Here is a 13,271-nt window from a genome sequence, read left to right on the forward strand (position 1 = left end):
CGACGTAGTCCGTACAGCATCTGCACGAGTTCTCTTCTAACCCAAATTTTTACAGTTTGTTTACAGCTTCACCCAGAGTTTTAACAAAACTCTTAGACCCTTTTGTCTATTCTCCACAGTGTGGAAAAACCGGAAGAGGTATGTGATGGAATTGTTGACGGACATTCTTTATGCAGGCGGGATAGTCATCTGTTTTTTGATGATCTGGGTCCTGATGTTGGTGTGTGAAAAATTAGGAGCGAAGTCATGAACATGTTTTATATCGGCGGTGCGTTAATTGCCGCAGGTTTGTTGGTGTATCTGGTGATCGCGTTATTGAACGCAGAGGAACTGTGATGACGACACAAGCGCTTATTCTATTAATCGTATTTTTAGCGGTATTACTGGTGTTGTCGTATCCATTAGGGATACTGATTGCAAAAATTGCTGATGGCAAAGCGCCGGTGCCCGGAATGCGATGGCTGTCCTGGTCAGAGCGAGGCATGTATAAAATCGCCGGAGTCAAAGCAGACGAAGGGATGACCTGGAAAGGGTATACCTTAGCCTTACTGGTATTTAATGTACTTGGTACCTTGTTTGTTTATGCGATACAGCGATTGCAATTATGGTTGCCGCTGAATCCGCAAGCAATGCCGAATGTCAGTGCGGATTCGTCCTTTAACACAGCGGTCAGTTTTGTCAGTAACACGAACTGGCAGGGATACGTTGGTGAAGGAACGATGAGTTACCTGACGCAGATGCTGGCGTTGGCCGGGCAGAATTTTTTCTCAGCCGCGACCGGCATTGCCGTGGTCTTCGCTCTGATCCGTGGCTTCTCCGCACACTCATCCAAATCTATAGGTAATTTCTGGGTCGATCTCACGCGCTCGACCTTATATCTGTTGCTGCCTTTGTCTGTGATTTTCGCTGTTTTCCTGATGGGACAAGGCGTGGTGCAAAATTTCTCGGCATATAAAGACGTGCAGTTATCTGACGCCGTGACCTATAGCATGCCTAAGACTGGCGCGGATGGTCAGCCCTTAAAAGACAGCAAAGGCGCACCTGTAACGGAAGAGGTGACAACCCGCACACAGACGCTGGCGATGGGTCCGGTTGCCTCGCAAGAAGCGATCAAGCTGTTGGGGACAAACGGTGGCGGTTTCTTCAATGTGAACTCTGCTCATCCTTATGAAAATCCTACTCCTTTGAGCAATTTCTTTCAGATGATCGCAATTTTTCTGATACCGGCAGCCTTGTGTTTTGCATTTGGCCGCATGGTCGGCGATCAGCGACAAGGTTGGGCAGTGTTGGTGACGATGACATTACTGTTCGTTGTGATGACGGTCGGTGTGATGGTAGCCGAGCAGCAGACCCATCCTGCACTGGCAGCGATGAATGTTGATCAGGGCAGCAGTGCTCTGCAGTCAGGCGGCAACATGGAAGGCAAGGAAACCCGCTTCGGCATCAGTGCATCCTCACTGTTCGTCGCAGTGACTACTGCTGCTTCTTGTGGCGCGGTGAATGTGATGCATGACTCCTTAATGCCACTCGGTGGTCTTGTCCCTATTGCGCTAATGCAATTCGGAGAAGTTGTATTCGGAGGTGTTGGCTCGGGTTTATACGGGATGCTGATTTTTGCCATCCTCGCGGTATTTATTGCGGGTCTGATGATAGGTCGTACGCCTGAATATCTGGGTAAAAAAATCCAGTCGTATGAAATGAAAATGACCTCGGTCGCTATATTGGTCACGCCTGTACTGGTGTTGGCAGGCACCGCGATTGCTGTCATGACAGAGGCAGGTCGTGCCGGCATTCTGAATCCCGGAGCGCATGGTTTTTCTGAAGTGCTGTATGCATTCACCTCAGCCGCCAACAATAACGGCAGCGCATTTGCCGGTATCAGTGCCAACACACCTTTCTACAACATCATGCTGGCGATCGCGATGTGGTTCGGGCGCTTCGCCATGATTGTGCCTGTATTGGCAATTGCTGGTTCGCTGGCGGCCAAAAAACGTCTGGAAGTGAATGCCGGCACGATGCCTACGCATGGCTTGATGTTTATTGCCTTGCTGGCAGGTACCGTGGTTCTGATCAGCGTACTGAACTATGTGCCAGCACTGGCTTTAGGGCCGGTCGCCGAACATCTGCAGCTTGTTGCACCACGCTAAGAATTGAGGGGAAATCTGATGTCCAGTACCAATGTCCAAAAAAGTTCTGATAACAAAGCTGGTTCCGCCGATCACAGCAATGACCGTTCCTCCGACCGTACCAGCGTAGGGGCTGACTATGCCGTGCAAACCGGCGGCAAGCCTCGTCTTCCGCTCTTTGATGCGAGTCTGATAGGCCCGGCAATTGCCGACTCTTTCAGAAAACTCAGCCCACGTACACAGTTGCGCAGCCCTGTCATGTTTGTCGTTTATGTGGGCAGTGTGATGACGAGTCTGTTGTTTCTGCAATCCCTGTTTGGTCAGGGGGAAGCCAGTTCGGGATTCATTTTCGCCATTTCCGTCTGGTTATGGTTCACGGTCTTATTTGCCAATTTTGCCGAGTCGCTGGCAGAGGGACGCAGCAAAGCACAGGCGGCATCCTTACGGGCGCTGAAGCAAACGGTGATGGCCAAAAAGCTGGCTATCCCTAAACATGGCACCACCTGGCTGCCAGCGGCAGTGGAAGATCTGCGTAAAGACAACGTCTTTTTAGTCGAAGCCAACGATATCATTCCGGTGGATGGCGAAGTGATAGAGGGTGTTGCTACAGTAGACGAGAGCGCAATCACAGGCGAGTCAGCTCCGGTGATACGTGAATCTGGCGGTGATTTTTCTGCCGTGACGGGCGGTACCCGGGTGTTGTCTGACTGGCTGGTGGTGCGTGTGACGTCGAATCCGGGCGAGGGCTTTATCGATCGCATGATTGCCATGGTCGAAGGCGCCAAACGTCAGAAAACACCAAACGAGGTTGCCCTGACGATTTTACTGATCGCCTTAACCATTATTTTCCTGGTGGTGACGGTAAGCCTGCTGCCGTTTTCATTGTTCAGTGTCGATGCGGCCAAGGCGCTAGGGATGACTTCACAGCCCATTTCTATCACGGTACTCATTGCGCTGTTAGTGTGCCTGATCCCAACGACCATCGGCGGCTTGTTGTCAGCCATAGGCGTGGCGGGCATGAGTCGCATGATGCAGGCAAATGTGATCGCTACATCGGGTCGTGCGGTTGAAGCCGCCGGGGACGTGGATATCCTGTTACTCGATAAAACCGGCACGATTACCTTAGGCAATCGTCAGGCATCCGAGTTCTTTCCTGCGCCCGGCGTGACACCGTCTGAACTTGCCGACACAGCGCAACTCGCATCGCTGGCTGACGAAACACCGGAAGGACGCAGTATCGTGGTGTTGGCAAAACAACGCTTTAATTTACGTGAAAGGGAAATGTCTTCACTCCACGCACAGTTTGTCCAGTTCACTGCGCAAAGCCGCATGAGTGGCGTTGATATCGGGGAACGCATCGTACGCAAGGGCGCTGCTGACGCAGTCAGAAAATTTGTCGAGGCGATGGGGCGTTCCTTTCCGCTGGAAGTCGCGAAAACCGTCGATGACATTTCCCGTCGTGGCAGTACGCCGCTGGTCGTAGTGGATGATGGCCGGGTGATGGGAACGATAGAGCTGAAAGACGTCGTCAAGGGTGGCATCAAGGAACGTTTTGCCGAGTTGCGTCGTATGGGAATTAAAACCATCATGATTACCGGCGACAATAAGCTGACGGCAGCCGCAATTGCGGCAGAGGCGGGTGTCGATGATTTTCTGGCAGAAGCGACGCCGGAAGATAAGCTGAAACTGATACGCAGTTATCAATCCGACGGTCGCCTCGTCGCCATGACTGGTGATGGGACTAATGATGCACCCGCTTTGGCACAGGCAGATGTGGCGGTGGCAATGAATTCCGGTACGCAGGCCGCCAAAGAGGCGGGAAACATGGTGGATCTGGATTCGAATCCGACCAAGTTGCTGGAGATCGTCGAAATCGGTAAACAGATGCTGATGACGCGTGGCTCTCTGACGACTTTTTCTATCGCCAACGATATCGCTAAATATTTTGCGATTATTCCGGCCGCATTTGTAGCGACGTATCCGGAATTAAAAGCGCTGGACATCATGCATCTGACCAGCCCGTCATCTGCGATCATGTCTGCGGTGATATTTAATGCGCTGATCATCGTGTTTCTGATTCCGCTGGCGCTCAAAGGCGTGAAATACCGTGCGATCGGTGCATCGCTGTTATTGCGTCGCAATCTGTTGATTTATGGCCTTGGCGGCATTCTCTTGCCATTTGCCGGTATCAAACTGATCGATGTGATTCTGACCGCATTGCAATTGGCTTAACGTAGAAATCGAGAATATTCATGAACTCTGTCACTCACTCTTTCACTCACACGCTGCGTCCTGCATTCATGCTGTTTTGCAGCCTGTCAATTCTGGTTGGCGTGCTCTATCCGGTTGCGCTGACCGGCGTCGGTAAGATCGCTTTTGCAGACAAAGCGGAAGGTAGTCTGATCCGCAAAGAGGGGAAAATTGTTGGCTCCTCCCTGATAGGACAAGCTTTCAGTTCGCCGCAGTATTTTTGGGGGCGTCCTTCCGCTACAGGCCCTATGCCAAATAACCCGCTTGCTTCCAGCGGTAGCAATTTTGGTCCGAGCAATCAGGCTCAGACGGATGCAGTCAAAGCCCGTATCGATGCTCTGAAAGCCGCAGATCTTGCAAACACGGCCAAAATACCGGTCGATCTGGTGACGGCCTCTGCCAGTGGGCTGGATCCTGACATCAGCCTTGCTGCAGCGTATTATCAGGCGTCTCGTGTGGCGCATGCGCGTCAGATAGGAATAGACCAGGTGCGTAAGCTGATTGATGAACTTGCCGAACATCCGGTGATAGGTTTATTTGGCGAAGCACGGGTCAATGTTCTGGCGTTAAACCTGGCGCTGGATAAGAAGAAAAAATAAGTAGTGCAACATGTTGCAGAAATTTGATGTGATACGGAAGTGCGCGAATGCTGCGCTTCCGTCAATTCTGTCACTCAGCTGCTTTGACTGATTTTCAAGAGAAATACAATAACGATGGCCATCAATAGCGATCAGCGTCCTAACCCCGATATGTTGCTGGCACATGTGCAGGCACAGGAGCGCCGCGCCGCGCGTGGCAAGTTGCGTATCTACTTCGGCGCGTCTGCCGGTGTTGGTAAAACCTATGCAATGCTGACCGCCGCGCGGAAACTGATAGCGGATGGTCGTCAGGTATTGGTCGGCGTGATAGAAACCCACGGCAGGGAAGAAACCGCTGCATTGCTTCATGGTCTGGATGTCTTACCGCTCCGGAATATTCCTTATCGCGACAAAGTGTTGTCCGAGTTTGACATTGATGCAGCACTGGAGCGGCATCCGCCATTGATACTGATGGATGAGCTGGCACACTCGAATGCATCCGGCTCCCGTCATCCTAAACGTTGGCAAGATGTCGAAGAATTACTGGATGCTGGCATCGATGTCTACACGACCGTGAATGTCCAGCATTTAGAAAGTCTGAATGATGTGGTCGGCAGTATTACCGGTATACGGGTGGCAGAAACCGTGCCGGACACCGTGTTTGATGAAGCCGATGAAGTGGTGCTGGTGGATATTCCTGCGGATGAGCTGTTAGCCAGGCTGAAATCAGGGCGGGTATATCAGATACCGCAGGCAGAACGCGCTGCGAAGAATTTTTTTCGCAAAGGAAATCTGATCGCGCTGCGTGAGCTGGCCTTGCGTCGCACTGCTGACAGGGTAGAGGACGATGTTCGCGCCTATAAAATTGAAAAATCGATCAATACCGTCTGGAAAACGGATGCAGCATTGCTTGCTTGTGTTGGACCAGGGCGTGGCGCGGATCATCTGATACGCAGTGTGGCCAGACTGGCGGGGCAGATGAATGCAGTCTGGCACGCTGTTTATATCGAAACACCTGCATTGCAAAAGTTACCGACAGCGCAGCGTGAACGTATTTTAAAAAGTCTGAAGCTGGCGCAGGATCTGGGTGCCAACACTGCGGTGTTATTCAGTAATGACATTGCGCAGGCAATTGTTGATTATGCGAACGGACAGAATTTTTCACGCGTCGTGATGGGGCGGCAGTCACGCCTGTCACGTTGGTTACCGTGGACGACGTCGTATGCAAGGACAGTCGCTGCATTAGCGCCGCATATTGATCTGATAGAAATTGGTCGCGCCGCATCTGATCATGAGGATTCGCTGTCAGAGATGGCGGCGGAATCCGTGGCGATGCACGCGCTGGATAAACGCATTCCGGCTGCCAATCGATACAACCGAAACCAGATACGGAGTTATCTGCTGGCCGCTCTGGCAAGTATGGCGACAGCGCTGGTGGCGACGCCCTTGCTCGACATTTTTAATCTGGTCAATATTGCGATGTTGTTTTTATTGACGGTCGTGCTGGTCGCTGTGCGTTTTGGCCGGGGGCCATCCGTGCTGGCAACGGTGGTGGGCGTATTGGCGTTTGATTTCTTTTTTGTGCCACCGCGTTTTTCGTTTGCCGTCAGTGATCTGCAATTCGCCATGACGTTTGTCGTGATGTTAGTGGTGGGGCTCATTACCGGACATCTCACGGCGGGTTTGCGGTATCAGGCGAAAGTCGCTTCACGCAGAGAATCCCGCTCCCGCGCCTTATACGAATTTGCCCGTGATTTATCCGGTGTGTTACAGGGCGAACAGATCTCTGATAAAACCCAGGCCATCATACAGCGTGCATTCCGGGCGAACGCGACACTCTTGTTACCTGACGATGAAGGCCGCTTACAGCCGCCGTCACCTGAAGTTCCTGGTCTGGATATGGGGATAGCGCAATGGGCTTTTGATAAAGCCGAAACCGCAGGTATCGGCACTGACACTCTGCCTGCCAGCAATTTCTTTTATCTGCCGCTGGTGGCACCTATGCGTACACGCGGATTATTAGCGATACAACCTGATAATCGTCGCTGGATACTCATACCGGAACAAAGGCAGCAGCTGGATACATTTGCTGCGCTGGCGGCGATTGCGCTGGAGCGTCTGCATTACATTGAGGTGGCGCAGAATGCGCTGGTGCACATGGAGTCCGAGCGTTTACGTAATTCCTTGCTGGCCGCTCTGTCACATGATTTACGTACACCGCTGACCTCGCTGGTGGGGATCTCCGAATCGCTGACGATGTCAACACCGCCGCTCAGTGATCGCCAAAAAGAAATGGCACATGCCTTACATGATGAAACCTTGCGTATGAGTGCGTTGGTCTCCAATCTGTTAGATATGGCGCGCATACAGAGTGGTGAAATCAAACTCGATCTGCAATGGCAGCCACTGGAAGAAGTGATCGGCAGCTCTATCCGTATCTGCGCACCACAACTGAAAGAGCATCAGGTGCAGACTATCATGGCAGCGGATTTACCGTTAATTCATTTTGACGCCGTGCTGATAGAACGTGTGCTTTGTAATCTGCTGGAAAATGCGGCGAAATATACACCGGCTGGTTCCCGTATTACCCTCAGTGCCGAAACCAGCGGAGCCGACATCGATATCAAGGTATTTGATAATGGGCCGGGTCTGCCGCAGGGCAGAGAAGAGGCCGTGTTTGAAAAATTCACCCGTGGCGAGAGAGAGTCCTCCAAACCGGGTGTGGGGCTTGGGCTGGCCATCTGTCGCGCTATCGTTGAAGCCCATAAAGGACGTATCCACTCCGGTGTGTCGCCCGATGGCGGTGCCTGTATTATCATTTCTCTGCCATTAGGAAATCCGCCAGATATGCCGGACATGGAAATCATGAGCCTCATGAACCACGAAGCACACACCATCGGCAACAACCATCCAATACGACCATTATCCGTATGAATATATCAGCATCGACGCCGCCTATGTCAGAACACAATGCCACTCTGCCCACCGCTTTGCTGGTGGAAGATGAACCGCAAATTCGCCGCTTCGTCCGCAGCTCTTTAGAAGAAGGTGGCTGGCAGGTGTTTGAGTCCGGCACTTTACAACGCGGACTGGTCGATGCCGGCACCCGCCAGCCCGATCTGATTATTCTTGATCTTGGTTTGCCTGATGGTGATGGTATCGACTTTATTAAGGATGTACGCAGATGGTCGGGTGTCCCCATTATCGTGTTGTCAGCCAGAGTGAGCGAAGCGGAAAAAATCAAGGCACTGGATGCCGGTGCCGACGACTATCTGACGAAACCATTTGGTGTCGGTGAATTGCAGGCGAGGGTGCGGGCAACTTTGCGGCGTCAGCGTCAACCCGGTAGTACACCAGATGACGTCGTTCAGTTTGGCGACGTTAAAGTCGATGTGAAGGCGCGTATGGTCACGAAAGCGGGCATCATCGTCAAACTCACCCCGACTGAATTTCGTCTGCTGAGTGCACTGATCAATAGTGCTGGCCGGGTCGTGACTAACCCACAATTATTACGCGAAGTATGGGGGCCATCGCATGCAGAAAGTGGCCATTATCTGCGCATTTACATGCGCTATCTGCGGCATAAATTAGAAGATGATCCGACCCAGCCACGTTATCTGCTGACCGAAACAGCGGTCGGCTACCGATTGTTATTACCTAGCTGATTTTTCATTTTTTCTCTGAGTATCCGGCGCCAGAATCTGCTCTCCGGAGGGGCGTCTGCACGCCTGTAATTTAAGTTTTTATATGTTTTTCGTCACTCAGCGAATTGAAATTTGCGGCGGACGATGAACATCAATCAGAACGACATTGTCGTTATCATGAAAGGAAGTGCTATGAAAAAAATACTTGTTGCAGCAATTTTCCCGACCTTATTGTCTGTAGGCTATGTCCAGGCGCAGGAAGTCAAACCTGAAATGAAGCCGGACAACGAAGTCAGTTTTAATGCTGCGCTGACTTCCGACTACCGTTATCGCGGTATTTCGCAAACACGTCTGCAAGCAGCTTTGCAAGGCGGTGCTGATTACGTTCACAATTCGAGCGGATTGTATGCGGGCGCATGGTTTTCCAGCATTAAGTGGACGAAAGATGCGGGCGGTGGCGGTAATCTTGAAGCGGATCTGTATGCTGGTCGCCGTGGTGAGATAAACAAAGACATCAGCTACGACATCGGTGTTCTGACTTATGTTTATCCTTCCAATGGATTGGCCACGGATGCGAATACCACCGAGGTTTACGGGCAACTGACCTATGGCCCGGCCTACGTGAAGTATTCACATGCGGTCACCAATTTATTCGGTATTGCTGACAGTAAAAACAGCGGCTATCTTGATCTGGGTGCCAACATCGACGTCGCCACTGGGCTGACGTTGAACATCCATGCGGGGCGTCAACAAGTGAAAAATAACAGTGGCAGCAGCTATGCAGATTGGAAAATCGGCATCACCAAAGATTTCAGTGTCTTGACAGGCGCTGTGGCGGTGGTTGGTACGAATGCCAGTGAGACGAGCTATGCATCGCCGGCAAACGGGAAGTTTCTTGGTAAGACGGCTCTGGTCGTCAGCATCAGCAAAACGTTTTAATGCTGGGGCAGGGCGCGAGGCTGATGCCGGAAGCCGCTTACCGCTAATCTTATCTCAGTAAGCTATGCAAGCCCTCATAAGCCAGATAGAAGCCGACCAGTAAAATCAGAGCGCCGGATAAATACGGCGCTCTGCGGGCAAATGTGCCGAAACCGCTCCAGCGTTTCGAGATGTGTTTGATGCTCAGTGCGGCCAACACGCCAGACATGACCATGGTCAGCGCCAGGCCAATGCTGAAACTCAGCACCAGTGTTGCACCCAGCGCGACCTTTTTCAGTTGCAGGCAGAGCAGCAAGACCGTGATTGACGCAGGGCAGGGAATGAGGCCGCCGGTTAAACCAAACATGACAATTTGTCCGGTCGTTACTTCGCGGTTGGTGAAGCGACGGCGTATGTCGTTCGCATGGGCAAGTTCATGCGCATCCTGATACTCGTCACCGGCCACGTCAAGGCCGTCTGACTCAGTATGATGATGTTCATGTTCTGTGAAATGCACGACATATTCATTCGAGTGGCTGCCATGACCTAAGTGCAAATGGGCAGAGAATTCATGCGGCTCAGGAATCGTCTGTTCTGATTCTATGAAGCCTTCCCGTTGCACAAACCTGAAAGTCTGGTGATCTTTCTTGTTACGCACGGTTTCCAACGTCAGCTGTTCCGCCGTCCAGACGTGATTGTGCTGCTTGTCCTGGTTGTCTTGATAGAGCCGGAACCGTGGAGGTACGCCGTCTTCAAATATCTCCAGTCGCACAATGCCATGCCCTGTATCGATTTCTTGCATATCATCGTGGTGATGGTGGTGAGCATGATGCTGCTCGCGCCAGGTACGCCACATCATCCAGACGGCGATGCTGATAATCAGGATTGCAGACACAACCTGTAAGTAAGGTTCAGTGGCTTCGGCATTCCATTGCTGGCCGAAATACATACCGGCCAGTGCGATGATCCAGACAACGACGGTATGCGACAGGGTTGCCGACAAACCCAGCAAAACGGCCTGCGTCAGTGTTCCGCGCACGGCGATGATAAATGCCGCCATCATGGTTTTTGAATGGCCAGGTTCCAGTCCGTGTAAAGCGCCAAGCAGGATGGCGCTGGGAATAAACAACCACGCATTCGTTGCGCCTTGTTGCAGCAGAGTTGAGAATTCAATCATGTTGAGCGCTTTATTTTAAGTAACTTTTCACCACATCAATCAGCTGTTCGCGTGCATCGGTGTGGTCTTCATTGTGTTCGGTGCTGTCATGCGGCGCATCGATCAAATGCGTGCGTATGTGGTCTTCCAGTACCGTGGCGAGCAGGCCATTCATCGCGCCGCGGCAGCTGGTGATCTGATGCAGTATTTCCATGCAGCCTTTTTCCTCCTCCAGCGCCCGCTCTATGCTTTCGAGCTGCCCACGGATACGACGTACCCGGTTCAGTAGCTTTTGCTTATCTTTAATCGTGTGACTCATATTAGATAAAATAGGGTAGGGGGGTATACTATATCTCATTCAGTAAATACTTAAAAATAAGTTTTACGCCTGAATCGGTGAGTTATTTTTCATCACAACCTGTATTGAATGAACGGTGTCACAGGGATGACATACGCTGCCCTTATAGTGAGCGCCCGTATCCGACTTGTTCTATTCGTTGATTCGGCCGACCCATTCATCTCACTGTGTATAGAAAATGATAAAAACCTCATTTCCGCTACGTACGATTTCCGCCGTTCTGATTTCTGGCTTCATGTTTGTTGCTTGTGGCGGATCTTCCGATTCAGTCGTGGCGACGGCGCCTTTAGTTATTCCGGATGCACCTAAAGGTTCTGGTGTTACCGATAGCGCGCCGGTTGCTGACGAAAGTAAAGTGCTTCCATACGTTGACTTTGCTTATACCAATCAACGCGGCGATGCACGCTATGCGACCTTGCAGACCAACGCCGGTGTGCGCGTCGTTGCGGGTTTTCTGCAACTCTGGCAACCGCGCAGTCTGTTGGTGGATGCGGGTTCTCCGGCAGCAGCGAATGGCAGTTTTCCTGCCGTGACAGCATCGGATTGGACTGGTATTCCAGGTGATGCGACCGATGGCAAAGTGCTCAACACGACGATACACAACGCCAATATTCAGTATGTAGTCGACGCAACTAAAGTGCGTACGCCTGAGCAGGAGCTCGCCGCCTATCTGGATGATCGCCGTAACAAGGGATACAGTATCAGCGATGGCATGGGACCGTTGACGCAAGCATGGCGTAGCAGTGCGCAACAAACCACCACCATCACCGACATCGCGGCGGATGCGACGACTGTACGCTATGACGATAAAGGCAATGATATCGGCGTCGGTAGCAGCACCAACACCAGCTTTGGTCTGGCGGTCGATTTCATCAATAACATCGGAGAAAATGGTTCGACTGAACCAGCTAAACGGTTCTTCAAATATGCCCGCCCATGGCGCTGGAACAGCAATGTCAAGGTCGTCGCGGCGCTGGAACCAGCGAAAAGCACAACCCCGGCAACCGATGGCGGTTATATCAGTGGTCACTCTGCGGAAGCGGTGCGCAAGGCGATTGCGATGGCGTATCTGGTGCCGCAGCGCTATCAGGAAATGCTGGCGCGGGGTCTGGAACTCGGTGAAAACCGTATCCTCGCTGGTATGCACTCTCCGCTCGATGTGATCAGTGGCCGCGTGCAGGCGCAGGCCGTGGCGACAGCGAGTATTGCCACCGGTGCGAATGCTAAGAATGATCTGAAAACGCAGGCATATCAACAGGCACAATCCGGCTTGCAAACCGCCCTGAAACTGAGTGATGCTGCCGCTTTACAGACCTATGCCCATAGCGGCACGGCGGCAAATGACCGGTTTGCTGACTACCAGATCAATAAGACGAATTATCTGCGTCGTCTGACTTTTGGCTTGCCAGCGATTGGCGACACCAGCAAACCAGCCGTCGTACCAAAAGGTGCGGAAATATTACTGGAAACGCGTTTGCCATATCTCGATGCAAATCAGCGCCGCGTTGTGCTGAAAACTACCGCATTGCCATCTGGCTATCCGATTCTGGATGATGAAGAAGGCTGGGGCCGCTTGAATCTGTTCGCGGCGGCGGATGCTTACGCTGCATTCAACGGCGATGTCAGCGTCACGATGGATGCAACGAAAGGTGGCTTCTTTGCGCAGGATAGCTGGAGAAATGACATCAGCGGTATTGGACGCCTGACGAAACTGGGCACGGGCATTCTGCGTCTGAGCGGTAATAACAGCTACAGTGGCGGCACGATTATTAGTGCAGGCACGCTGGCAGCAGACAGCAATCAGGCATTTGGTAAAGGTGACGTTTATCTGAATGGCGGCAAGCTGGTGCATAACAGCAAATTGCCTTTGCAATTGCTGGCAAACTACACGCAACTCAATGGCAGCGCGCTGGAAATCGTCGCCAACAGCAGCAACCTCGGGAAAATTCAGGTCGCAGGTGCGGTCGCGATTGATGGTGCGGCCAGTTTGAATCTGAAATTCGCTGCCGATTACAAACCCGCGGCAGGAACCGTACTGACAATACTGAGCGCAAAATCGGTCGGTGGCAAATTCGCTACCGTGACAGTCGATGGCTTTCCTAAAGCGACGGTCACTTACAACGCTGATTCTGTCACTATCCGTTTAGATGCCTGAGTGATTGGTCGTAACTTATTAGTAGTAGAACCGAAAAAAACACTGGCTTGCGAGCCAGTGTTTTTTTATGCCTCGTCAGAAAAAAA

The 13,271-nt window shown here is 51.9% G+C and carries 10 protein-coding genes; 8 read left to right on the forward strand and 2 right to left on the reverse strand.

Going from position 1 to position 13,271, the window contains the following annotated elements:
* Nucleotides 1–246 precede the first annotated feature (246 nt).
* From kdpF to H8K26_RS01950, 7 genes are all read left to right on the forward strand, one after another.
* Complete coding sequence (gene kdpF / locus H8K26_RS01920) at nt 247–336, forward strand: K(+)-transporting ATPase subunit F (protein ID WP_186883864.1); 90 nt, start codon at nt 247–249, stop codon at nt 334–336.
* Nucleotides 336–2,147, forward strand: a complete 1,812-nt coding sequence (kdpA, locus tag H8K26_RS01925) for a potassium-transporting ATPase subunit KdpA (protein ID WP_190476987.1) — start codon at nt 336–338, stop codon at nt 2,145–2,147. The genes kdpF and kdpA overlap by 1 nt, the downstream gene beginning before the upstream one ends.
* 18 nt (nt 2,148–2,165) lie before the next feature.
* On the forward strand, nt 2,166–4,358 hold the full coding sequence (gene kdpB, locus H8K26_RS01930) for a potassium-transporting ATPase subunit KdpB (protein ID WP_190476989.1): 2,193 nt from the start codon (nt 2,166–2,168) through the stop codon (nt 4,356–4,358).
* Between the two features lie 20 nt (nt 4,359–4,378).
* A complete protein-coding gene (kdpC, locus tag H8K26_RS01935; protein WP_190476991.1) occupies nt 4,379–4,975 on the forward strand; it encodes a potassium-transporting ATPase subunit KdpC in 597 nt (198 codons plus the stop codon).
* A 114-nt stretch (nt 4,976–5,089) separates the two neighbouring features.
* Entirely contained in the window at nt 5,090–7,888 is a 2,799-nt protein-coding gene (kdpD, locus tag H8K26_RS01940; protein ID WP_190476993.1) for a two-component system sensor histidine kinase KdpD, read from the forward strand.
* Entirely contained in the window at nt 7,885–8,619 is a 735-nt protein-coding gene (kdpE, locus tag H8K26_RS01945) for a two-component system response regulator KdpE (protein ID WP_390366013.1), read from the forward strand. The genes kdpD and kdpE overlap by 4 nt, the downstream gene beginning before the upstream one ends.
* A gap of 171 nt (nt 8,620–8,790) precedes the next feature.
* Nucleotides 8,791–9,537: a TorF family putative porin gene (locus H8K26_RS01950; protein WP_190476995.1), complete on the forward strand. Its 747-nt coding sequence runs from the start codon at nt 8,791–8,793 to the stop codon at nt 9,535–9,537.
* Between the two features lie 49 nt (nt 9,538–9,586).
* Here the strand turns inward: H8K26_RS01950 and H8K26_RS01955 are convergent, their stop codons facing one another.
* Complete coding sequence (locus H8K26_RS01955) at nt 9,587–10,693, reverse strand: nickel/cobalt efflux protein RcnA (RefSeq protein WP_190476998.1); 1,107 nt, start codon at nt 10,691–10,693, stop codon at nt 9,587–9,589.
* 10 nt (nt 10,694–10,703) lie between these two features.
* Complete coding sequence (locus H8K26_RS01960) at nt 10,704–10,991, reverse strand: metal/formaldehyde-sensitive transcriptional repressor (RefSeq protein ID WP_190477000.1); 288 nt, start codon at nt 10,989–10,991, stop codon at nt 10,704–10,706.
* A gap of 217 nt (nt 10,992–11,208) precedes the next feature.
* Here H8K26_RS01960 and H8K26_RS01965 point away from each other — a divergent pair, with 217 nt between their 5' ends.
* Nucleotides 11,209–13,185: an autotransporter-associated beta strand repeat-containing protein gene (locus tag H8K26_RS01965; protein ID WP_223826788.1), complete on the forward strand. Its 1,977-nt coding sequence runs from the start codon at nt 11,209–11,211 to the stop codon at nt 13,183–13,185.
* Nucleotides 13,186–13,271: the final 86 nt, after the last annotated feature.

The sequence above is a fragment of the Cognatundibacterium aquatile genome, from assembly GCF_014699135.1.
GTDB classification, from domain to species: domain Bacteria; phylum Pseudomonadota; class Gammaproteobacteria; order Burkholderiales; family Burkholderiaceae_D; genus Undibacterium; species Undibacterium aquatile.

What these genes read in the sequence shown, in the direction of transcription:
- kdpA (WP_190476987.1), top strand. Translation starts at nt 336, where the DNA reads ATGACGACACAAGCGCTTATTCTATTAATCGTATTTTTAGCGGTATTA.
- kdpC (WP_190476991.1), top strand. Translation starts at nt 4,379, where the DNA reads ATGAACTCTGTCACTCACTCTTTCACTCACACGCTGCGTCCTGCATTC.
- H8K26_RS01960 (WP_190477000.1), bottom strand. Translation starts at nt 10,991, where the DNA reads ATGAGTCACACGATTAAAGATAAGCAAAAGCTACTGAACCGGGTACGT.
- kdpB (WP_190476989.1), top strand. Translation starts at nt 2,166, where the DNA reads ATGTCCAGTACCAATGTCCAAAAAAGTTCTGATAACAAAGCTGGTTCC.
- H8K26_RS01950 (WP_190476995.1), top strand. Translation starts at nt 8,791, where the DNA reads ATGAAAAAAATACTTGTTGCAGCAATTTTCCCGACCTTATTGTCTGTA.
- kdpF (WP_186883864.1), top strand. Translation starts at nt 247, where the DNA reads ATGAACATGTTTTATATCGGCGGTGCGTTAATTGCCGCAGGTTTGTTG.
- kdpE (WP_390366013.1), top strand. Translation starts at nt 7,885, where the DNA reads ATGAATATATCAGCATCGACGCCGCCTATGTCAGAACACAATGCCACT.
- H8K26_RS01965 (WP_223826788.1), top strand. Translation starts at nt 11,209, where the DNA reads ATGATAAAAACCTCATTTCCGCTACGTACGATTTCCGCCGTTCTGATT.
- kdpD (WP_190476993.1), top strand. Translation starts at nt 5,090, where the DNA reads ATGGCCATCAATAGCGATCAGCGTCCTAACCCCGATATGTTGCTGGCA.
- H8K26_RS01955 (WP_190476998.1), bottom strand. Translation starts at nt 10,693, where the DNA reads ATGATTGAATTCTCAACTCTGCTGCAACAAGGCGCAACGAATGCGTGG.